At 64.9% G+C, this 21,319-nt stretch carries 22 protein-coding genes; 14 read left to right on the forward strand and 8 right to left on the reverse strand.

Annotation, left to right across the window (positions count from 1 at the left end; translation table 11 throughout):
* The first annotated feature begins 1 nt into the window (after position 1).
* The 4 genes from ACZ1JM_RS12115 (at position 2) to ACZ1JM_RS12130 (ending at position 3,532) form a co-directional block, all read left to right on the forward strand.
* Positions 2–433 carry a hypothetical protein gene (locus tag ACZ1JM_RS12115; protein ID WP_465135056.1) on the forward strand — a complete coding sequence of 144 codons (432 nt, stop codon included), beginning with the start codon at positions 2–4 and terminating at the stop codon, positions 431–433.
* Between the two features lie 73 nt (positions 434–506).
* A complete protein-coding gene (locus ACZ1JM_RS12120) occupies positions 507–1,058 on the forward strand; it encodes a hypothetical protein (RefSeq protein ID WP_465132652.1) in 552 nt (183 codons plus the stop codon).
* Complete coding sequence (locus tag ACZ1JM_RS12125) at positions 1,058–1,648, forward strand: OmpA family protein (RefSeq protein WP_465132653.1); 591 nt, start codon at positions 1,058–1,060, stop codon at positions 1,646–1,648. The genes ACZ1JM_RS12120 and ACZ1JM_RS12125 overlap by 1 nt, the downstream gene beginning before the upstream one ends.
* Positions 1,649–1,771: 123 nt before the next feature.
* On the forward strand, positions 1,772–3,532 hold the full coding sequence (locus tag ACZ1JM_RS12130) for a cation:proton antiporter domain-containing protein (RefSeq protein WP_465132654.1): 1,761 nt from the start codon (positions 1,772–1,774) through the stop codon (positions 3,530–3,532).
* Between the two features lie 7 nt (positions 3,533–3,539).
* Here ACZ1JM_RS12130 and ACZ1JM_RS12135 read toward each other — a convergent pair whose 3' ends face one another.
* Entirely contained in the window at positions 3,540–3,881 is a 342-nt protein-coding gene (locus tag ACZ1JM_RS12135; protein ID WP_465135057.1) for an acyl-CoA thioesterase, read from the reverse strand.
* 64 nt (positions 3,882–3,945) lie between these two features.
* Positions 3,946–6,048, reverse strand: a complete 2,103-nt coding sequence (locus ACZ1JM_RS12140) for a S9 family peptidase (protein ID WP_465132655.1) — start codon at positions 6,046–6,048, stop codon at positions 3,946–3,948.
* Between the two features lie 47 nt (positions 6,049–6,095).
* Here ACZ1JM_RS12140 and ACZ1JM_RS12145 point away from each other — a divergent pair, with 47 nt between their 5' ends.
* From ACZ1JM_RS12145 to ACZ1JM_RS12165, 5 genes are all read left to right on the forward strand, one after another.
* Positions 6,096–7,910: an aminopeptidase P family protein gene (locus ACZ1JM_RS12145; protein ID WP_465135058.1), complete on the forward strand. Its 1,815-nt coding sequence runs from the start codon at positions 6,096–6,098 to the stop codon at positions 7,908–7,910.
* A 29-nt stretch (positions 7,911–7,939) separates the two neighbouring features.
* Positions 7,940–8,338, forward strand: a complete 399-nt coding sequence (locus ACZ1JM_RS12150) for a cupin domain-containing protein (protein ID WP_465132656.1) — start codon at positions 7,940–7,942, stop codon at positions 8,336–8,338.
* A gap of 196 nt (positions 8,339–8,534) precedes the next feature.
* Positions 8,535–9,140, forward strand: a complete 606-nt coding sequence (locus ACZ1JM_RS12155) for an EF-hand domain-containing protein (protein ID WP_465132657.1) — start codon at positions 8,535–8,537, stop codon at positions 9,138–9,140.
* Positions 9,141–9,171: 31 nt separating this feature from the next.
* Entirely contained in the window at positions 9,172–9,933 is a 762-nt protein-coding gene (locus ACZ1JM_RS12160; RefSeq protein WP_465132658.1) for a response regulator, read from the forward strand.
* Positions 9,933–11,414 carry a sensor histidine kinase gene (locus ACZ1JM_RS12165; RefSeq protein WP_465132659.1) on the forward strand — a complete coding sequence of 494 codons (1,482 nt, stop codon included), beginning with the start codon at positions 9,933–9,935 and terminating at the stop codon, positions 11,412–11,414. The genes ACZ1JM_RS12160 and ACZ1JM_RS12165 overlap by 1 nt, the downstream gene beginning before the upstream one ends.
* 23 nt (positions 11,415–11,437) lie before the next feature.
* Here ACZ1JM_RS12165 and ACZ1JM_RS12170 read toward each other — a convergent pair whose 3' ends face one another.
* Positions 11,438–13,036, reverse strand: coding sequence for a helicase HerA-like domain-containing protein (locus ACZ1JM_RS12170; protein ID WP_465132660.1), 1,599 nt, complete (start codon positions 13,034–13,036; stop codon positions 11,438–11,440).
* Positions 13,037–13,153: 117 nt separating this feature from the next.
* On the opposite strand from ACZ1JM_RS12170, the gene pabB reads away from it, so the two are divergent.
* From pabB to arfB, 4 genes are all read left to right on the forward strand, one after another.
* On the forward strand, positions 13,154–14,989 hold the full coding sequence (gene pabB / locus ACZ1JM_RS12175; protein WP_465132661.1) for an aminodeoxychorismate synthase component I: 1,836 nt from the start codon (positions 13,154–13,156) through the stop codon (positions 14,987–14,989).
* Complete coding sequence (locus ACZ1JM_RS12180; protein WP_465132662.1) at positions 14,989–16,155, forward strand: pyridoxal phosphate-dependent aminotransferase; 1,167 nt, start codon at positions 14,989–14,991, stop codon at positions 16,153–16,155. Before pabB ends, ACZ1JM_RS12180 begins: the two co-directional genes overlap by 1 nt.
* A 92-nt stretch (positions 16,156–16,247) precedes the next feature.
* Complete coding sequence (locus ACZ1JM_RS12185; protein ID WP_465132663.1) at positions 16,248–16,970, forward strand: RluA family pseudouridine synthase; 723 nt, start codon at positions 16,248–16,250, stop codon at positions 16,968–16,970.
* Positions 16,963–17,370, forward strand: a complete 408-nt coding sequence (gene arfB / locus ACZ1JM_RS12190) for an alternative ribosome rescue aminoacyl-tRNA hydrolase ArfB (RefSeq protein ID WP_465132664.1) — start codon at positions 16,963–16,965, stop codon at positions 17,368–17,370. The genes ACZ1JM_RS12185 and arfB overlap by 8 nt, the downstream gene beginning before the upstream one ends.
* Here arfB and ACZ1JM_RS12195 read toward each other — a convergent pair.
* The 5 genes from ACZ1JM_RS12195 to dksA form a co-directional block, all read right to left on the reverse strand.
* Positions 17,357–17,599 carry a hypothetical protein gene (locus ACZ1JM_RS12195; RefSeq protein WP_465132665.1) on the reverse strand — a complete coding sequence of 81 codons (243 nt, stop codon included), beginning with the start codon at positions 17,597–17,599 and terminating at the stop codon, positions 17,357–17,359. The genes arfB and ACZ1JM_RS12195 overlap by 14 nt on opposite strands.
* A complete protein-coding gene (locus ACZ1JM_RS12200) occupies positions 17,599–17,988 on the reverse strand; it encodes a DUF4112 domain-containing protein (protein ID WP_465135059.1) in 390 nt (129 codons plus the stop codon). Before ACZ1JM_RS12200 ends, ACZ1JM_RS12195 begins: the two co-directional genes overlap by 1 nt.
* 86 nt (positions 17,989–18,074) lie before the next feature.
* A complete protein-coding gene (locus tag ACZ1JM_RS12205; RefSeq protein ID WP_465132666.1) occupies positions 18,075–19,610 on the reverse strand; it encodes an ABC transporter substrate-binding protein in 1,536 nt (511 codons plus the stop codon).
* Between the two features lie 71 nt (positions 19,611–19,681).
* On the reverse strand, positions 19,682–20,068 hold the full coding sequence (locus tag ACZ1JM_RS12210) for a PilZ domain-containing protein (RefSeq protein ID WP_465132667.1): 387 nt from the start codon (positions 20,066–20,068) through the stop codon (positions 19,682–19,684).
* Positions 20,069–20,218: 150 nt separating this feature from the next.
* Positions 20,219–20,677, reverse strand: coding sequence for an RNA polymerase-binding protein DksA (dksA, locus tag ACZ1JM_RS12215; RefSeq protein WP_465132668.1), 459 nt, complete (start codon positions 20,675–20,677; stop codon positions 20,219–20,221).
* 300 nt (positions 20,678–20,977) lie between these two features.
* Between dksA and ACZ1JM_RS12220 the strand changes: the two genes are divergently transcribed.
* On the forward strand, positions 20,978–21,316 hold the full coding sequence (locus tag ACZ1JM_RS12220; RefSeq protein ID WP_465132669.1) for an SEL1-like repeat protein: 339 nt from the start codon (positions 20,978–20,980) through the stop codon (positions 21,314–21,316).
* The last annotated feature ends 3 nt before the right edge of the window (positions 21,317–21,319 follow it).

Consider the following 21,319-nt stretch of genomic DNA (forward strand, 5'->3'; position numbering starts at 1 on the left):
CATGCGCACCAAAAGGTTCGCGCTGGCACTCGCCGGTCTGGCAGCGCTGCCGGCTGTCGCCGCGACCGACAATCTCACCTCAGGCGCGGGGCAGTGGGTCAGCGTCTTTGCCGTGCCCGTAGAACATTCGATGGGCGCCAGCATGCGCGTGGACCGGGCGAGCTTCGCCAACACCGGACTGGGGCGCACGTTCCGGCAGGCACAGATCTTGCTCGCGCCGCGCGGCCAGTATGCGCGCGGTACCACCGTGTTCTCGCGCCGCAGCGTGGACTGCGCGGGCGGGCGCATGGTGACGACGCAATGGCGCGTCCTGGGCCCCACCGGCGCGACGCTGGCCAGCTCCACCGGCCCCAGCCCGATCGCGCCTATCGTCTGGAACTCGTTCGACGGCCGGGTGCTGCATTACGTCTGCAACGGGGCGCTGTCTCGGTAAGCGGGCATGGACACTAATCGCAACCCTTCCGCCGCCGAAGCGTATTATCCCGACATGGATCAAGGAGGACGTGATGGAAGGTAAGATCAGGTATACCGCTTTGGCCTGCATCGGCACCGTGCTGCTGGCTGGGTGCAACAGTGGAACCCCGACCGCCCAACCCTCCGACACCGCCGCTACTGCGACCCCTGCGACGGTCACGCGCGAAACGCCAACGCCCGAAGCGTCAGGTCCGGCCGTCACCCCCATGGCGGCGCAGCAGGTCATCCAGAGCCAGCCCGGCCCTGACGGATCGCAAGTAGACCTGATGAAAGTTGCCGTCACGGGCGACATCCTGACCGTCACCATGCGCTGTTCGAGCCAGGACAAGATCAACACGGAAAGCTTCCGCGTTTCCAACATCAGCGTGATCGACGATGCCACCTCACAGCGGATCGCGGTCCTGAAGGATAACGAAGGCAACTGGCTGGCGTCCAAAGTCGCCGGCGAATCGATCATGGCCGATTGCGAGATCAAGCCCGGTGTGATCTGGGCGAAGTTCGCCGCGCCGTCAGCCGAGAGCAAGACCGTCTCGATCAACTTCCCGGGTGTGGCTCCGTTCGACGGTGTGCCGGTTACCCACTGATGCGCGGTCTGGCACTGACGCTGGCGGCTCTTGCGCTGGGCGCCTGCTCCGGTGAACCGCAACCCGATGCCGTAAAGGGGGACGCACCATCGGCAGGTACTGGCGCGCCTTCAGGCGCCCCCTCGGCACAGGCTCCGTCAGCGCGCCCGTCCGGTGGTCTGACCGGGCAGGTAAGTCCGCTCAACAGCAACGTGAGCGGCCTGAACGTCCGGGTGACCGACATGGGCACTATCATTGATCTGCCAACCGACGCGCTGTTCGCGTTCGATAGCGCCGACCTGAACCCGGACGCCACCAAGCAACTGGAAGCATCTGCCCAGATGATCCGCGCCGCGCCCGCCGGCCCGATCAAGATCATCGGTCACACCGACAGCAAGGGCGACGATGCCTATAACCAAAAGCTGTCCGAAGCCCGTGCGAAGGCCGTTGCAGAGTGGTTCGGCCAACAGGCCGGCGTTCGTCAGCGAACGTTCGATGTTAGCGGTCAAGGCGAAAAATCGCCCATAGCCGCCAACGAGACACCGACTGGCAAGGACGATCCGGAAGGACGTGCCCGCAATCGACGGGTGGAGCTGATCCTGCCAAAGTAGCGCCGCCACCTCTCCGATCACACACCAACTTCATCCCTACCCTCGATTTAAGTGGCGGTCCGGCTCATCCGTTTTTAGGAGAGACGCCAGCCAGCCACGAAGCAGCAATCTCGAAGGGTATCGATGGAAGAACATGCACAGGCATTCCTGCTGCGGGACGGGTGCCTGCTGTTGGGGACCGCGCTCGTCTTCGTGCTGGTCTTTCGTCGGCTCGGGCTGGGTGCCACTTTGGGCTTCCTGCTCTCGGGCGCGGTGCTGGGGCCATATGTCCTTGACCTGAGCGGCGATGCGCAGAGCAAGATGAGCATTGCCGAGCTGGGCATTACCCTGCTGCTGTTCATCGTCGGACTGGAACTGGCGCCCCCGCGCCTGTGGCGCATGCGGCACGAAATCTTTGGGCTTGGCCTGTTGCAGGTGGTGCTGTGCGGGCTGGCGGTTTCAGGGATCATCTATTATTTCGCGGGCTTCAGCGTTCAGGCCTCGCTTGCACTGGGGCTGCCGCTGGGCCTGTCCTCCACAGCGCAGGTCCTGCCGATGCTGCAGAGCGCCGGGCGGCTCCATACCCCGTTCGGTGAGCGGTCTTTCGCCGTCCTGCTGTTTCAGGACCTGTCGATCATCCCGCTGATCACGATCATCGCCGCGATGAACCGCAACCCCGCCCTGCCCGAAGGCCCTCCCGGCTGGGTGCTGGCGCTGGAGACAGCGGCGGCGATCGTTGGCCTGATCCTGGCAGGCCGCTTCGTGATCCGCCCGCTGTTCCGCCTGATCGGCAATCTTGGCGAGCGGGAAATGTTCGTCTTCGCCGCCCTGTTCACGGTGATCGCCGCCGCCGCGCTGATGCAGGCGCTTGGGCTATCTACGGCGCTAGGCGCTTTCATCGCGGGGGTCATGCTGGCAGACAGCCCCTATCGCCACGAGCTGGAGGCGGACGTCGAGCCGTTCCGCTCGATCCTGCTGGGGCTGTTCTTCGTATCGGTGGGCATGTTGCTGGACCTGTCGGCCATCGCTGACCGCCCGCTGTTCGTGCTGATGATGGCTCTGGCGCTGATCGCGGTGAAATCGACGATCATCTTCCTTCTGGGGCTGGCCTTCCGCATGGAATGGCGCAGCGCGCTGGCGCTTGGCCTGCTGCTCAGTCAGGGTGGCGAATTCGCGTTCGTGCTGTTCGCGCAGGCGAGCAACGCCCTGCTTGTCACGCCCGAGGCGACCAGCCTGTTCAGCGCCATCGTCACCCTCTCGATGGTGACCACGCCGTTCCTGATGATGGCGACGCGGGGCATCCGCGAACGCCCGGCCAGCACCGAACAGCGTGACGAGCCGCAGGACGATGGCGCCAATGCCCTGGTCGTCGGCTATGGTCGTTTCGGCCAGACCGTGGCGCAGATGCTGATCGCCGCCGACATCGAAGTGACGTTGATCGACACCGATATCGAGATGATCGACGTCGCCGAGGGGTTCGGCGCGAAAGTCTGGTTCGGTGACGGCACCCGCATCGACCTCTTGCGTCAGGCGGGCGCTGCCGAGGCGGAACTGATCGTCTTTTGCATCGACGGCGATCAGTTGACCGAAGCGTTTCTCCACGCCGTGCACGATGCCTTCCCGAACGCGGAACTTCACGCCCGCGTGTTCGATCGCCGCGCGCTGCTGCGTCTGAAGGATTCGCCGGTCAAATCGGTGGCGCGCGAAGTGCGCGAATCAGCGGTGATGCTGGCCCGCAACGCGTTGGAAGGGCTGGGCATCTCGCGTGAGGAAATCCTGCGCGCGGAAGACACCTATCGCAAACGCGACAAGGAACGCCTGTCCGCCCAGTACGAATCCGGCGATCTGCGCACCGGCCGCGACCGCATCATCACCCAGCGCACCCGCGAACCACGCGGGGCGTGAGCGGAACCTAATTTACAAACGCAGCCGCCACTTCCGGCGGCACGCGCATCAGGCGGCCGGAGGAGATGTCGATCATCGCCCAGGTGGTGCGGGCAGAGACGATCACTCTGCCCTCGGCATTGCGAAAGTCCACGCGGCGATCGAAGCGGGCGCCCGATGGGCCATCGGGGATGAACGTCTCCCCGGTCACGCTCTCGCCTTCGCGGATGTTGCCGCGATAGTCGATCTCGTGCCGGGTGACGAGCCAGGCGTATTTCGCCTGATGTTCGGGCGGCGCGAGCGCGGCCCAGTGCGCGCCCGCCATCGCTTCCATCCACTGCACCCAGACCGCGTTGTTGACGTGGCCCATGATGTCGATGTCCTGACCCTGCGCGGTGAACGTCAGGGTGAAGCGGTTCTCCGTCACCAGCGGATCAGCCTTCGACGCCCAGCTGCCACAGGATGAAGGCGAATTCCTCCGCCGTTTCCTTCAGGCTTTCGAACCGGCCGGACTTGCCGCCGTGGCCTGCCCCCATATTGGTCTTGAGGATCAGTTCGTTATCGTCGGTCTTCACCTCGCGCAGCCGGGCAACCCACTTGGCGGGTTCCCAGTACGTCACTCGCGGATCGTTGAGGCCGGCGGTGACCATCAGCGGGGGATAGTCCTGCGCTTTCACCTGATCGTAGGGGCTGTAGCTGCGGATCAGTTCGAACGCGGCCTGGTCCTCGATCGGGTTGCCCCATTCGGGCCATTCCCCCGGCGTCAGCGGCAGGGTATCGTCCAGCATCGTGCTCAGCACGTCCACAAAAGGAACGTGGGCCACGACCGCGCCGAACAGGTGGGGATCGGAATTGATCACCGCGCCCATCAGCTCGCCACCAGCGGACCCGCCCGAAATGCTGATCTTGCCCGCCGTGGTGAAGCCGCGTTCGATCAGGCCGTTGGCGACGTCCACGAAATCGTTGAACGTGTTGGTGCGCCGCTCCAGCTTGCCCGCCTTGTACCAGGCGCGGCCCATATCGTCACCGCCGCGAATATGCGCGATGGCATAGGCGAAACCGCGATCGACCAGGCTGAGGCGCGTGGTCGAAAATCCCGGATCGATGCTGATGCCATAGGCGCCGTAGCCATAGAGATGCAGAGGCCCCGCCGCGTTGCCCTTGTCCGCCCGGTCCCGGCGATAGACGATGGAGACGGGGATCGCGGTGCCATCGCGCGCGGTGATTTCCAGTCGCTCAGTCGCATAGAGCGACGCGTCGTAGCCCGAGGGGATTTCCTGCACCTTCAGTGTCTGCAGGCCCTTTGTCGCCACGTCGTAGTCCAGCACCGAGGCCGGGGCGACCATCGATTCGTAGCTAAGCCGCAGCGTGGTCACATGCCATTCGGGATTGTTGGACAGGCCCGCCGAATAGCTCGCTTCGGGGAAGGTGATCGGCTCCACGCGCGCTGGATCGTCATAATACCGCACTTCGATCTGATCGAGCCCGGCGCGCCGCCCCTCGATCACGTAGAAGTCGCGGAACAGGTCCGCGCCGGTGAGGTAGAACTCGTCCGTCCCTTCGATCAGCGTGGTCCATTCGCCAGGATTGTCGAGCGAGGCGGTGGCGAGGCGGAAGTTCTCGTGCGTGTCGTTGGTGTGGATATAGAGCACGCCCTCGCGCTCATCGACGTCGTATTCCACCCCCTTGGCGCGCGGCTTGACCAGGATTTGCGGGCCGAGTGGATCGTCGGCGAGGACCATCCGCGTCTCGCTCGTCTCGTGATCGCTCGACCCGATCAGCAGCCATTTTTCGTTGGCCGACAGGGACGATCCGACGCGGAACCCCTCGTCATCCTCATGGTACAGTTCGACATCGCTTTCCACCGGCTGACCCAGCCAATGGAGGCGGGCATTGTCCGTCCGCCACTGTTCGTTGGCCAGCGAATAGACCAGCGCCTTGTCCTGCGCGACCCAGACGAGGCCGGACAGCGTGCCCGGAATCTCGTCCACCAGCAGTTCGCCGGTTTCCAGGTTCTTGATGCGCGCGGTGAAACGTTCGGAGCCGTTATCGTCGATGGCGTAGGCCAGCAGCTTGCCGTTGGCGCTGGTGGAGATCGCGCCGAGGCGGAAGTATTCCTTGCCCTCGGCCAGCGCCACTTCGTCAAGGATCAGTTCGTCGGCCGAGCCATCGTCAGGCGTGGACACGGGGCGGCGCCACCACTTCTTGTATTCCGCGCCTTCCTCGAACTCGATCCAGTAGAGATAGTCGCCGTCCTTTTGCGGAACGGACTTGTCGGCTTCCTTGATGCGGGCGCGCATTTCGGTGAACAGCCCGTCGATCCGCCCCTGATGCTGGCCCATCCGCGCTTCGAACCAGCGGTTTTCCGCTTCGAGGTGGGCGAGCACTTCCTTGTCGGTCACTTCGGGATAACCGGCGTCGCGCAGCCATGCGTAATCGTCGATTACGGTGACACCGTGGTGGGTGAAGGAATGCGACTTCTTCGCCGCCTGCGGAGGACCTTTAAGGGTCTGGGTGGAATCTGCCATGCGTTGCATCTATGTTCGGTTCATGACCCCCGCAAGCCGGATACCGTGACATGCTGATGAATACCCACGAAGCTCGCCTCGACGCATTGCGCAAGGAACTGAAAAAGCGCGGCCTGGACGGCTTCGTAATCCCCATCTCCGACGAACACATGAGCGAATACGTCGGCGCCTATGCCCAGCGGCTGGAATGGCTGACCGGATTCGGCGGCTCGGCCGGAACCGCCGTGGTGTTGACCGATGCGTCTGCTGCCCCCGCCGCTGCGATGTTCGTGGACGGGCGCTACACCCTGCAGGTTCGCGATCAGGTGGACGGGCGTCTCTATGCCTACGAAAGCGTGCCGCAAACCACGATCGCGGGATGGCTGGCCGAGCATGCGCCGCAGGGCGCGAAGATCGGTTACGATGCCTGGTTGCACGGATCGAAGTGGGCGCAAAGCGTGGAAAAGGCGCTGGCGGCCAAGGACGGCGCGCTCGTGGCAGTGGACGGCAACCCGGTCGATGCGGTGTGGGCAGACCAGCCCGCCCCCTCTCCCGCGCCCGCCGTGGTCCACCCGGACAAGTTCACCGGCGAGACGAGCGAGGCCAAGCGCGCCGCGATCTCCGAATGGCTGACCGCGCAGGGTCTGGACGCCACGGTTGTCACCGCGCTTGATTCGGTGGCATGGCTGCTCAACATTCGCGGGACGGACGTGTCGCGCACCCCAGTGGCGCTGTCCTATGTGATCGCGCGTCGGAACGGCACGGCGGATCTGTATATCGCGCCTGAGAAGGTGACGGACGATCTGCGCCGCCACCTTGGCAACGCCGTCAGCATCAAGCCGCGCGACCAGTTCATCGCGGGCCTTCGCGAACTGGCGGGCAAGCGCGTCGCGGTGGATCCGGAGCGTGCCGTCAGCGCCATTTTCCATGAACTGGGCGAAGCGGGCGCGGTGGTGATCGAGGAACGCGATCCCGCTGTCCTCGCAAAAGCAATCAAGAACCCGGTTGAGCAAGCCGGTCACCGCGCGGCACAGGCCCGTGACGGTGCGGCGGTGTCGCGCTTCCTGCACTGGCTGGCGGTGGAAGCCCCCAAGGGCGAGGTCACCGAAATGTCCGCTGCCGACAAGCTGCAGGCCTGCCGCCAGGAGGCGGGCGACTTGCGGGACCTGTCGTTCGACACGATTTCCGGCGCCGGTCCGAACGGCGCGGTGGTCCACTACCGCGTGTCGGAGGAAACCAACCGGACCTTGCAGCCCAATTCAGTCTATCTGGTCGATTCGGGAGGTCAGTATCCTGATGGCACGACCGACATAACCCGCACCGTCTGGATCGGCCCCGGTGAAGCGAGCGCGGAAGTACGCGATCGCTTTACCCGCGTGCTGAAGGGGCACATCGCCCTTGCTTCCGCCGTGTTCCCCGCAGGGACCGCCGGTAGCCAGCTGGACGTTCTGGCGCGCCATGCCCTGTGGCAGGCCGGGCTGGACTACGCCCACGGCACCGGCCACGGCGTGGGCAGCTTCCTGTCAGTCCACGAAGGACCTCAGCGCATCGCCAAGTCGTTGGGCGGGCAGGCCGGGACGGATCAGGCGCTGCTTCCGGGCATGTTTCTTTCGAACGAGCCTGGCTATTACAAGACCGGCGAATACGGCATCCGCATCGAGAACCTGATTCTGGTCGAACCACGCTCCATCCCCGGGGCGGAGGGCCAGTACCTTGGGTTCGAAACACTCACGTTCGCGCCAATCGAGCGTCATCTGGTCGACACCGCGCTGCTGACGCGGGCGGAAGTGGCGTGGTGGAACGCCTACCATGCCAAAGTGCTGCACGTGGTCGGCCCGCAGCTGGAAGGGGCTGCCAAGGCATGGCTCGAGGCTCAATGCGCGCCGCTTTGATGGGCGCTTTCTGACGCGAGGGACCTGACATGAGCGAGGCGCGCGACATTCGCACCCACCCCGTCCACCTAGGCCTTGGCGCGACTGCGGTGGCGCAGGACGCGTTCACCGGGGCCGACTGGTACGAAGCCTATGGAGCGAGCACCGCCAGCGACGGCGCCGAAGGCCGCCTTGTCAGCGTCCACGATTTCAGCTCCAGCTGGGATATGTGGGAAATGCACCCCGCCGGGGACGAACTGGTGCTGTGCCTGTCGGGTGACATCACCCTGATCCAGGAGAGGCCGGACGGCAGCCTCCATGCCGAGACCATCGGGGCGGGCCAGTACATCGTCAACCGTGCCGGGGTCTGGCACACGGCAGATGTAGCGGGGGCGGCAAGCGCGTTGTTCATCACCGCCGGACAGGGGACCGAGCATCGCCCGCGCTGAATGCCTGTTCATCGGCTTTGCGCTGGCATGAACGATGTCTCCAACGCGTGACAATTGGCGACAATATACCTGCCAGCGGGCACAACTGCGCGACAAAACGTTTGTAGAACAATCATCAGAGGGCCGCACGGCAGCTGTTCCTCCCTCCCTTCCCGCCGTGCGGCCCTCATCCATTTTCGATGAAACGGGACACACGATGATCACCACCTTGAAAAAACTGACCCTTGGCCTCTCGGTCGTGACCCTTACCGTCGGCGGCGTCGCCTGCGCGCAAGCGCTGGCCAATCCGCCGGGCCGCGAACGCCCGCGCATGGACGCCGATGGCGACGGCACCATTACCCGCGCCGAGGCTCAGGCCCGCGGGCAGGCGATGTTCGCCCGGATGGACGTCAACAAGGACGGCAAGCTTGACCGGACCGACCGGCAGCTTGGCCGCCAGCAGAAGCGCGAACAGATGTTCGACCGCCTGGACACCAACAAGGACGGCTCGATCTCCAAAGCCGAATTCACCGCCGAGCGTGACCCGAAAGCAGGGCGCCACGGCATGCGCCATCGCGGCGGCATGAAAGGCTGGGGCCTCCATGGTCGCGGTGGCATGGGTCGCGGCGCCGATGCCAACAAGGATCGCGTCATCACCCAGGCGGAATTCATGGACGCCACGATGAAGCGCTTCGACATGCAGGATGCCAACAAGGACGGCACCGTGACCAAGGAAGAGCGCGCTGCCGCTCACCAGGCGATGCGCGCCAAGTGGCAGGCCCGCAAGGCCGACAAGATGGCTGACAAGAACGCCTCAAACTGACAGGACGGCGCGGCAAGCACGAGGATTACCGATGAACGACGCCGCGCAATCCCCCGCAGTGCCCGCCAGACTGCTGCTCGTCGATGACGAAGCGGCCCTGCGCGAACCCCTGGGCGAGTATCTTTCGCGCCAGGGGTTTTCCGTGGTGCAATGCTCCAGCGCGGCAGAGGCGCGCACCCGCCTGCGCGATGCACCGAGCGACGCGCGCTTCGATCTGGTACTGCTAGACATCATGATGCCGGGCGAAGACGGCCTGTCTCTCTGCCGCCATCTGGTCGAGACGCAGGACCTGCCGGTCATTTTCCTGACCGCGCGGGGCGAAGCGACCGACCGGATCGTGGGGCTGGAGATCGGTGCGGACGATTACGTCGTCAAGCCGTTCGAACCGCGCGAACTGGTCGCCCGCATCCGCAGCGTCCTGCGCCGCGCCCTGCGCAGCTCTGGCAGCGGCGAGGTGGACAACGAAGCGTTCGAGTTCGAAGGCTGGCGGCTCGATACCCTAAAGCGCAGGCTGATCGACATCGAAGGCGCGATAGTGGCGATCTCCTCGGTGGAATTCCGGTTGCTGATGGCCTTTCTCGAACATCCCCGGCAGGTGCTCAACCGCGATCGCCTGCTCGACATGGTGCAGGGGCGCGAGGCGCATCTGTTCGACCGCGCGGTGGACAATCAGGTCAGTCGCCTGCGCCGCAAGATCGAGGTCGACAGCCGCAACCCGCAGCTGATCCAGACCGTGTGGGGCGGCGGCTACATGCTCGCCGCCGACGTGCGCCGCGTGCCGTTGGCCGACTGATGGCCCCACCCCTTACGGTTCCACGCCCGCGCAGTCTGATGGGCCAGATGCTGCTGGCCGTGGCGGTGGCGCTCCTGCTGGTGCAGGGGATCGGCGCGTTCCTGATCTATCGGGCGCAGCGGGAAAGCTATGAAGTCGGCATGGTCAACGCCGCTGCTTTCCGACTGCTGGCCGAAACGCGCAGTCCCGGCCTGCTCCGCCGCCTGGAACGCCATCCGCGCGGGCCTTTCGACGGACCGGCGCCGCGCCGCTTTCCGGTGAAATCAAGTGCCACGTCGCCAGCCGGGCCGAACGAAGTGCGCGACCGGCGGGCCGAAGAGCGGCTGCAGAAAATCTTTCAGGAGCAGGAGTTCCCGGTCGCCGACATCGTCGTGGTGCACCGCACGGTCGAGGGCGATCCGGTCGCCAGCGCGTCGATGCTCCGGCGCGCGCAGCGCCGCGCCATGGACGAGGATCATGTCGCCGACCTGATGGACGACAACCTGCTGGTCGTCGGCGTGCGGCAAATTTCGTCTGCCAAGGTGGGGCAACCGACGGTCGCATCGACAGAGAGCGATCTGCGCAAGGACGGCGATTGGCTGATCGCCCGCATCCGTTCCCCGCGTGCGATGAACCTGCTGCTCCAGCCGCTGATCATGCAGACCGTGATCATCTATCTGGTGCTGATGTGCGTGGTGGCGCTGATCCTGCGGCGCATCACGCGTCCGCTTGCCGCACTGACCCGCCGGGTCGAGCAGTTCGCGATCGCCCCCGGTTCCATCGGCCAGCTTGAACCCAGCGGGCCGGACGACATGCAGCGGCTGGTCGTCGCCCACAACGCGATGGAAGCGCGCATCGTCGCCATGCTGGACGAAAAGGACGTGATGCTCGGCGCCATCGGGCATGACCTGAAAACGCCGCTCGCCGCGTTGCGGGTCCGCATCGAGTCGGTGGAGAATGATGCCGAACGCGCGCGCATGGCAGGCACGATCGAGGATATCGTGCGGACCCTGGACGACATCCTGTCGCTTGCCCGCGTCGGCCGCCCGAGCGATCCGCGCGAACGCACCGAACTGTCCGCGCTCGTCGCCTCCGTAGTGGAGGAGTACGAGGACATGGGCGATCCGGTGGAACTGGGCGACACCCAGCGCATCGTGCTGGAGTTGCGCTCCACATGGCTTCGGCGAGCGATGCGCAACCTGATCGACAATGCCCTGCGCTATGGTCGGGAAGCGCGCGTGACGCTGGCGCGCGAGGGCAACCGCGCGGTGATCCGCATCGAGGATGATGGTCCCGGCATCCCGGACGGCACCATCGACGATATGATGAACGCCTTCGTGCGCGGCGATCCGTCGCGCAATTCGACCACCGGCGGCGCGGGGCTTGGCCTCGCCCTCGCCCGCGCCATCGCCGACCAGCACGGCGGGGCGCTCGTGCTGGAAAACCGCATGGGGGGCGGCGAAGTAAAAGGGCTTACCGCGAGGCTGGAACTGCCGGTCTGAAGTGTGGGTGGGGTGGTCCACCCCTACCGCATCAACCCACCGATAAGATTGCGCGCGAAGCGGCCCAGCCCCGGGAAACCGATGGCCTTGCCCAGCGCATCACCGACCGTACCCGCCGCCGCGCTGGCGGCCGACGCCTTGGGACTGGCGCGGCTTTTCTTGCCTTGCATCGTCTGCGCCAGGATCGCCCCGGCGCTGCCGGCCGCCGCGCCTGCTGCCGCCTTCGCGACCTTGCCGCCCAAACCGTCCCACAGTCCCGGGCTCTTTCGCTCCTGACGACCGACTTCTTCACGTCCCTTCGTTTCGACTTCCTGCGCCGTGGCAGCGGCGTCAGCGGCTTTGGCGGCGAGCACTTCCTCGGCGCTCTCGCGATCGACACGGGTATCGTATTTGCCATCGACCGGGCTGATCGATTGGACGATGGCGCGCTCCTTCGGCGTGACCGGCCCCAGCCGTGAGCGGGGCGGCGCCACCAGCGTGCGCTGAACGATGCTGGGCGACCCGTCGTCGTTCAGGGTCGAAACCAGCGCCTCGCCCACCTTCAGTTCGGTGATCGCGGTTTCCACGTCGAGGTCGGGGTTGATGCGGAAGGTATCAGCCGCCGCCTTGATCGCCTTTTTGTCACGCGGAGTGAAGGCGCGCAAAGCGTGCTGGACCCGATTGCCAAGCTGGCCCGCGATCTCCTCCGGGATGTCGATCGGGTTCTGGCTGATGAAATAGACGCCCACTCCCTTGGAGCGGACCAGCCGCACCACCTGCTCGACCTTGTCGGTCAGCGCCTTGGGCGCATCGTCGAACAGCAAGTGCGCCTCGTCGAAGAAGAACACCAGCTTCGGCTTTTCGGGGTCTCCGACCTCGGGCAGCGCCTCGAACAGTTCGGACAGCAGCCACAGCAGGAACGTGGCGTACAGCTTGGGGCTGCGGATCAGCTTGTCGGCGGCGAGCACGTTGATGTACCCGCGCCCCTGATCGTCGCAGCGAATGAAGTCAGCGATTTCCAGCGCCGGTTCGCCGAAGAATTGCGCTGCGCCCTGGCTGTCGAGCGCGAGCAATTGGCGCTGGATCGTGCCGACGCTGGCCTTGGTCACGTTGCCGTATCTGGTCGATAGTTCGGACGCATGCTCGGCGGTGTAGGACAGCATCGCCTGCAGATCCTCGAGGTCCAGCAACAGCAGCCCCTGCTCATCGGCAAAGCGGAAGACGATGTTGAGCACGCCTTCCTGCGTTTCGTTCAGGTCCATCAGCCGCGCCAGCAGCAGCGGCCCCATTTCCGATATGGTAGTGCGAACCGGATGGCCCTGCTCACCATAGATGTCCCAGAAGATTGCGGGATTGTCGGCATAGGCATAGTCGGCGATGCCCAGTTCCTTTGCCCGCGATTCCAGCGCCGCCGCGTTCTTGAACTGCGGGCTGCCAGCCATGGAGATGCCGGACAGGTCGCCTTTCACGTCGGCCAGGAACACCGGCACCCCGGCGGCGGAGAACTGTTCGGCGATGGTCTGGAGCGTCACGGTCTTTCCGGTGCCGGTCGCCCCGGCGATCAGGCCATGGCGATTGGCCCGTCCCAGGCGCAATACCTGCCGTTCACCGGTCGCCCCAAGTCCCAGAAAGATCTCGCTCATCCGGTGTCTCCACGTCTATCGTCTGCGCTATCGCAGGCACTGGTGTAGTGCCGCTCCCGCCCCGGCGCGAGAGGGATTTTGCCAGCGGCGAATGCAGTCGCTAAAGGCGGGGCGACCATGGCCGATCCCTTCGTTCTTCTGGATGACGCGCGCACCGATACGCTTGCCGATGCGCGCCTCTATCGCAACCCGGTGGAGACGATCGTCGCCTTGCGCGGTGACGACGTGGCTGCCTCGCTGGAACGGATCGATGCGCTGTCCAAAACCGGCGTGTACCTTGCCGGGTACATCGCTTATGAGGCGGGATTGGCGCTGGAACCACGCCTCGCGCCCCTGCTGCCGGGGCGTGAAGGCGCAGCGGCGCCCCTGATCTGGTTCGGCGCGTTCGCGGGGTACGAGACGATCCCGGCCTCTCAGGTTCCGCAGTGGCTGGCCGATGCGGCCGCCCCCGGTCGCCCCCGGATCGGCCCGCTTGAACCGCAGATCGACTTTGCCGAGTACTGCCGCGCCTTCGAAAGGCTTCATGCCGCGATCGAGGCGGGGGACATCTATCAGGCTAACCTGACCTTCCCGCTCGCCGGAAGCTGGCACGGCGATCCGCTGGCGCTCTATGCCGCGCTACGCCCGCTTGCCGCCGCCGGGCACGGCGGGGTGGTGCATGACGGCGCGCACTGGCATCTCAGCTTTTCGCCCGAGCTGTTTTTCGCGATCGAGGGCGGCACGATCCGCGTCAAGCCGATGAAGGGCACCCGACCGCGGGGACGAGACACCGCGCAGGATGAGGAAATGCGCGCCGAACTCGCCGCCAATCCCAAGGATCGTGCTGAAAACCTGATGATCCTGGATCTGATGCGCAACGATCTGTCACGGGTGGCGCAGGCGGGCAGCGTGCGCGCGCATGATCCATTCGCGATCGAGACATATCCCACCGTCCACCAGATGGTCTCCACGGTGGAAGCCGCGATGATCCCCGATATGGGCCCGGTGGATGTGCTGCGCGCGCTGTTTCCTTGCGGATCGATCACCGGCGCTCCCAAGATCAGGGCAATGGAATTGATCGCCGATGTCGAGGATTGGCCGCGCGGACCATACTGCGGATCGATCGGGTGCATCGAACCCTCTGGCGATGCCGCTTTCAATGTGGCAATCCGCACCCTGCGACTTGTGCCAGATCGAAACGGCACCGGTCCTTCCGCCGGCGGGCGTGCGATCCTGGGGGTGGGATCGGCGATCGTGGCGGATTCGCAAGCGCTTCCCGAATGGCGGGAGTGTCTGGTCAAAGGGGGTTTCGTGCGAGAGTCTGGGATCCGAGCAGCCGGAGGGGTGGATTCGCCCGCCAGCTTTGATCTGGTCGAGACGATGCGCTTCACGCCCGAAGATGGCATCGCCCTTCTCGAACTGCATCTTCAGCGCATCGGCGCCAGCGCGGCAGCGCTTGGCTTTTCGTTCGATCGCCACGCCGTGCGCAATGCCATCCAGGCCCTGTGCTTCGATGCTGATGCGCCCGCGCGCTTGCGCCTCGTCGTCGGCCGCACCGGGGCCTACTCGCTTGAGTTGGGACAGGTGCCGCCCGCCTTGCCGAATAGCGCGCAGGTGGCAGTGTTGCGGATGCCGGTCGATACCGGCGACTGGCGGCTTGCCCACAAGACCACCGATCGCTGGTTTTACGACAGGGGCCTTGAACTTGCCCGCAACGCCGGAGCCCACGAAGCCGTGCTGCTGCGCGACGATGGCCTTGTCACCGAAGGCTGCTTTACCAACGTCTTCGTGCAGCGCGGCGATGCCCTTTTGACGCCGCCGGCCCATCTTGGCCTGCTGCCGGGCGTCCTCCGCCGATCGCTGATGGAATCTGGCCGCGCGACCGAAGCGGACCTGACGCTGGACGATCTGGCGGACGGGTTTCTGATCGGCAATGCCCTGCGCGGCCTCATGCCCGCCCGGTTACTCACCTGATGCACATCTCCACCGCCCTCTCCCGCATCGCCCCCTCGCAGACTACGGCGATGACCGATCGCGCAACCCAGCTTCGCGAGGCTGGGCGCGACATCATCTCCCTCTCGGTGGGCGAACCTGATTTCGCGACCCCGCCCCACGTCCTTGATGCAGCCAAAGCGGCGCTGGACGATGGCCAGACCAAATACACTCCGGTGGGCGGCACGTCCCGGCTGAAACAGGCGGTCGCCCTGCATTTCGCGCGCGATCTCGGGATCGAGGTTCCGACTTCGCAAGTGACGGTCAGCGCCGGGGGCAAGCAGGCGATCTTCCACGCCATGCTCGCCACCATCAGCGATGGCGATGAAGTGATCGTGCCCGCGCCGTGGTGGGTCAGCTATCCCGAGATCGTGCGCTTCGCTGGCGGGAAGGTCGTGCCGCTGCACACCCATGCGAAGGACAATTTCCGCTTCACGCCTGCCGATCTTGAAGCGCAGATCGGACCGAATACGCTGTGGCTGCTTCTCAACAGCCCTGGCAACCCGACCGGTGCGTGTCTTCCGGCGGAAACCCTGCTGGGCATCGGCGAAGTGCTGCGCCACCACCCGCGCATCATGGTGCTGTCCGACGATATCTACGCACCGATCAACTACACCGGTGCGCGCCATGCCACGCTGGCGAACCTGTGCCCGGACCTTGCCGACCGCATCCTGACCATCTCGGGCGTTTCGAAAAGCCACGCGATGACCGGGTTTCGCATCGGCGTGGCCGCCGGGCCGGAATGGCTGATCCGGGCCATGGAGCGGTTGCAGTCCCACTCGTCCGGCAATCCGTGCTCGATCAGCCAGGCCGCCGCCGTCGCCGCGTTCGAAGGACCGCAGGATTTCCTGACCGATTGGTGCGACCGTTTCCGCGCTCGCCGCGATCTGGTCGTCGGCGCGATCAACGCGATTCCGGGCCTTTCCACTCCGACGCCCGACGGCGCATTTTATTGCATGGTCGATGCCGCGCCGCTGATGGACCAGTTTGGCGACGATGCCGCGCTGGCGTTGCACCTGCTCGACCATGGCGTCGCCATCGTCCCCGCCTCTGCCTTCGGGGGGCGTGACGGTTTCCGCATCAGCTTCGCGGCGGACGAAGCCAAACTAGTCGAGGCTTGCCGCCGCATTGCCGAGGCGGTGGCCTAGTTCACGTCAATCGGCCATTTGTGCAGCCGGTCGACTGCGCTTAAGGAACGGCGGCGGTCACGGCTGTCGCCGGGACGACGAAAGAGAGTATCATGGAACTGGAAATCCTCTTCGAGGACGGCGAGGCATTGGTCATCGACAAGCCGGGCGGCCTGCCGTTGGATCGCCCGCGCGCTGGCGGTCCCAGCCTTGAAGACCGGCTGGACGAGCTGAAACTGGGCTTCCAGCGTGAGCCGTTTCCGGTTCATCGGCTCGACCGCGATACGTCCGGCTGCCTCCTGCTCGCCCGCAATCCGAAGGCGCTCAAGCGCTTCTCCGCCGCTTTCGAAGAGCGTGTGGTCGGCAAAGTCTATCTTGGCATCGTCGCTGGCGAGATCGCCGATGATGCCGGAACCATTGAGCTTTCGCTGTCGAAAGTCAGCACCGTGAAAGACGGCTGGCGCATGATCCCTGCGCGCAAGGGAAAGCCCGCCGTCACGCACTGGCGCAAGCTGGAACTGCGCGATGGGCTGACGCTGGTGGAGTTTCGCCCTGAAACCGGGCGCACCCACCAGATCCGCGTTCATGCTGCATCAGGCCTTGGCATCGCGCTGCTGGGCGATCCGATCTACGGCAGCCAAGGCAATGCGCGGCGAACCATGCTCCATGCCTCGGCGCTGACGGTGCCGCGCAGAGAGAAGCCGCCCGTCGTCGCCTTTGCACCTATGCCAGCCGACTTTCGGGCGCTGGGTTTCGAAACGCCGGATATGCAGACCGAGGACGGCTTGCAGGATGATGCGCCCCCCGGCACGGGTGCCCAAAACGACAATGACTGACATCGTCGAGCGCGCCCAGGCGCTCGCGAGCGAAAGCTTCATCGCGTCCGCCGGGCCGGGTGGCCAGAACGTCAACAAAGTTGCGACAGCAGTGCAGTTGCGCCTCGATTGCTATGCCCTGCGGCTCAGCCCACCGGTGTTCGCCCGGCTGCGCGAGCTGGCGGGCAGCCGCATGACGACCCGCGGCGAACTGGTGCTGACCGCCCGCCGGTTCCGCACGCAGGAAGCCAACCGCTCCGACGCGCGGGAACGGCTGGCCGAATTGCTGACGGAAGCACAGAAGCTGCCCGAAAAGCGGGCCAAGAGCCGCCTCAACCGGGTGGGGAAGGAACAGCGCATCAAAGGCAAGAAACTGCGCGGCACGGTCAAGGCCGGGCGCGGCAAAGTCAGTTTCGATTGACGGCACCTTCTGTCGCGGTCCCGCCGGGATCGGACTGAGCACCATGCGCCTGCGACGGCTGCAACGCCTCCGCTGGCGGCTGCCGGGCATCGAGCATCTCCGCTGCGTCGTCCAGAGCGCGCGCCTCGCCCATCGTCACGCCGCCGGGGCCGGGCGCAGTATCGGACTGCGAACAACCGCCCAGCGCTGCCGCCACCGCCAGCACGCCTGATGGAATAGCCAGGCGCATCAAACGTCGATGACTTTCGTATGCGGGTGGTGCTTGTCCAGATGCTTGCGGATGATCTTAAGGTTGCGGGTGTTCGACCGAAACAGGAAATCGAACACATCGCCCGCCAGCGGCACGGCGCCCACCAGCGTATCGAACCCGACATTCGCGGTCATCCGCGCCAGTTGCCATTTGGGCATGCCGAGATTGCGCGCTTCCCACACAAGGTACATGCCCAGCGCACCGGCAATCAGGTCTCCCGCAACGGGGACAAGCCCGACGATCGAATCCAGCCCCACCGGTCGATTGATGCCGGGAAGGACAAAGGCGCGCTCCAGAATGCGCTCCAGCGCTTCCACGCGGCGGCGGACAGAGGCGGGGTCGTTACCCAGCGGAACGTCGAAATCCATGCGCCGCGCCTTGCGAGGTTCGGCGGCATCCAGAGGCGTAACCAAGGGCGTGCCTTTCAACGAATACGGCATTGGCGCCGCAGCCCTTATCTGGGGAGCCAGGACAAGGGCATCAAGGGATGCCAACCCCAAGCGTTGGTCGCGAACCCGTCCACGCTGCCACGTACCAAAGACCAGCGGATCGGCGTGCCGAAAGGGATGTAGATGTTGGTGGCGGTGAGTTTGTTCTCGGCGTCGGTCAGCATGGCCGCCCGCTGCTCGGGATTGACGGCACTGGCGGCCTCCGCCACCCGGGCATCGGCTTCCGGATCGCACAGGCCGCGTTTCGCGAGGCAGGACAGATGGTTGAGGAACCAGGCGGCGCGTGGGTAACGGGCAACCTCGTCCACTAGGGTCAGATCGGCGGAACCAGCGTCCTGCACGCGGTCCAGCCGCACGCCAATCGTGGCGAAATCGGCGACCAAGCGGCTGAATAGCGTTTGCGAGCCACCTCCCGCAGGGAGCCAGATCGTCACGCGGACCGACTGCATCGCGGCCGGTGATGGCGGCGGAGCGCCTGCCTCTTGGGCAACAGACGATACGCGCCACGCTTGCACGCGCGCCGCCGCCGTGGCGCGGCGGACGTCGAGCGACTGATCGGCCCACCGCTCTCCGATGACGCCCAGATCGCCATCGAGGCTTGGCGTGACGATCCGCGTGGTGGGCGACCATCCGCCCAGACCAAACGGCGCGATGAGGCCCGGCCGGTCGATCGCCATGGCCAGCGCCTCCCGGTTGGCGGGACCGGCGAGGAACCCCTTGTCGTTCATCACCTGCAGCCCGAACAGCCCGACGACAGGGTCCACCTGGATGGTTCCGCGCAGCAGGCCGACCGATCGGGTCAGCGTGAAATCCTGGATCCGGCCGCCCAGCACCAGATCCACGCCGCCATCGTTGAACGTCTGCACCGCCGCCGGGGCGGCCAGCGAATGGAGGCGGACCACACGCGTGCGTCGCGACCAGTTTTCGATTGCCGGCAAGCCCAGTTTGGACGGTTCTATACGAGCAAGAGTGGCGATATCCTTCTGCCGGGTCATCGCCATAGGACCGGAACCGGACCCATCATGATCGACCCCGAGCTCCGGCTGCGCGAGCAATTGCAGCAGATAGGGCATGGGCCGCACCAGCCGGATCTCGATCACCCGGCCCGCCATGGCGCGCACTTCATCGATCCCGGCAAGGTCCAGCCCCATCGGCCTGTTTCGCAGCGATTTCAGCGTGGCGTTGATGGCCTTGCGCGCCGAATTGGCGGTGATCGGATCGCCATTGACCCAGTTACCTTCGCGCAGCCGGAAGATATAGCTTTGCCCATCATCGGTGATGATCCACCGGTCCGCCAACGCGGGCACCACGCGTCCAGCTTCGTCAAAGGCGACCAGCCCCTCGGTCGTCGCAGCCCGCACCAGGTTGCCTGACGTTCCATCGGACCCTTCCTTGCGGAATGGATCGTCGGCTTGGTCAACCGCCGCGACATTGAGCGCGGAATTATCGGAAGACCCGCAAGCGGGGATCGACAGTAAGGCCAGCCCGACCAAGACCTGGGATATGAGGCGCCTTGATACCATGCCGACCGAGTAGTCCATTTCATCCCGGACGCAAATGGCGGGGCAGCGGGAGTGTCTGAAAACTCCGGTTAGCGCGGTGGTAACCCGGGTCAGATCTTGCGCAGCACTTTGCCCGAACCGTCCGGCTTCGTGGCGGAAGTCATCTTTGCATCATGTTTGCGCATGTAGTCGGGGATGTTCTCGTTTCCGTCGTTGACGGTGGCTCGCGCCAGACGCGGATCGATGTCTTCGGCGAAGGCAACGCCGAACCGGCTTTCCTGCACCCACGCGATCGACCCGGTGACCCAGCCGATATTACGGATATTCACCTGGATTACGGTTCCGCGCACGACCCGCACCGTGCCCTCCCCCATCATGCCGCCGGGGGAAAGATTGCGTACTTTGATGCGAAAATCGCCGTCCAGGCCATCCACGCGCATGTCAGCCATCAGGAAGAGGCTGTCCCGCGCTATCTGCCGATTTTCACCTTCGTTCATGCGCTCCATCCGGCGTTAGAACCTGCACGCGCTTTTGCCATCATGCGATGGGACGAAAGAGTAGCGTGTCTTAGCCCCCATTCCTACCGCGCAATGGCAAACAAAGACTTAATGGCCCGGTCAGACCGCGATCTACCGGGCCGAAATCCATCAATCGTCGCGAGACACTTTCTCACGCCTTTCATGGGCTTCCTGCGCTTCCACCGTCATCGTGGCGATCGGGCGTGCTTCCAGTCGGCCAAGACCGATCGGCTCACCGGTGACTTCGCAATAGCCGTATTCACCTTCTTCGATGCGGCGCAGTGCCGAATCGATCTTGGCGATCAGCTTGCGCTGACGGTCACGCGTGCGCAGTTCGATACCCCAGTCCGTCTCGCTCGACGCGCGATCGTTGAGATCGGGTTCGCGGATCGGGCCATCCTGAAGCTGCTGGAGCGTTCCCGCAGCCGCATCGAGAATTGATCGCTTCCAGGCGAGCAGCAGCTTGCGGAAATAATCCTGCTGCGACTCGTTCATGTATTCTTCGTTGGGTTCAGAACTATACGCGCCGCCAATCGCACGCTTGGCTTTCGCCAGAACATCGATTTCGTCAGAAAGGGTCGTTGCCATCCAGAGAAACTCCGCAGGTGCCCAAGGACCGCCAACGCCCTGCAGCCCCGGGTTTTCCCGATGACCGAACAACGATCCAAGGTTCGGAGGCGCCTATAGGTCCGGCGGATTCCGCACACAAGCGGTTAAGCAGGGCCGTCCCCAAAAATCTTGGCACTGGTTCCGAGCCGGGACAGGGAGAAAATTCGCTTGAAAGATGCGACCAGCTTTCGGCGTTAACTATATCTTTCCTCGAATCGCCGAAAACGATGTCATCGATTGCAGCATGGTGCATCGATTGAAACGAATCAGAGGTTCACGATGGACACTTCCTGGATCAAGCAAATCGACGTCACGCCTGCCAACGCGAACGAATTCGCCAGCGGCGACATGCTGGTTGCACAGGCGCTTGCAGCAGCGGCGCAGGGTGATTTCACCGCCTATTTCGACCTTGGCGTCGCCTACTCCACCGGCAGCAACGGCGTATCGTGCGATCTGATCGAAGCGCACAAGTGGTTCAATCTGGCCGCCGTTGCCGGGCACGAAGATGCGCCTACCTGCCGCGCCGAAGTGGCCGACGACATGACTGCCCGCGAAATCGCCGAAGCCCAGCGCCGCGCGCGCCAATGGCTGGCCGCATCGAGCCGCCGCGCCGCCTGACCG

The organism is Novosphingobium sp. BL-S-24 (assembly GCF_055521575.1).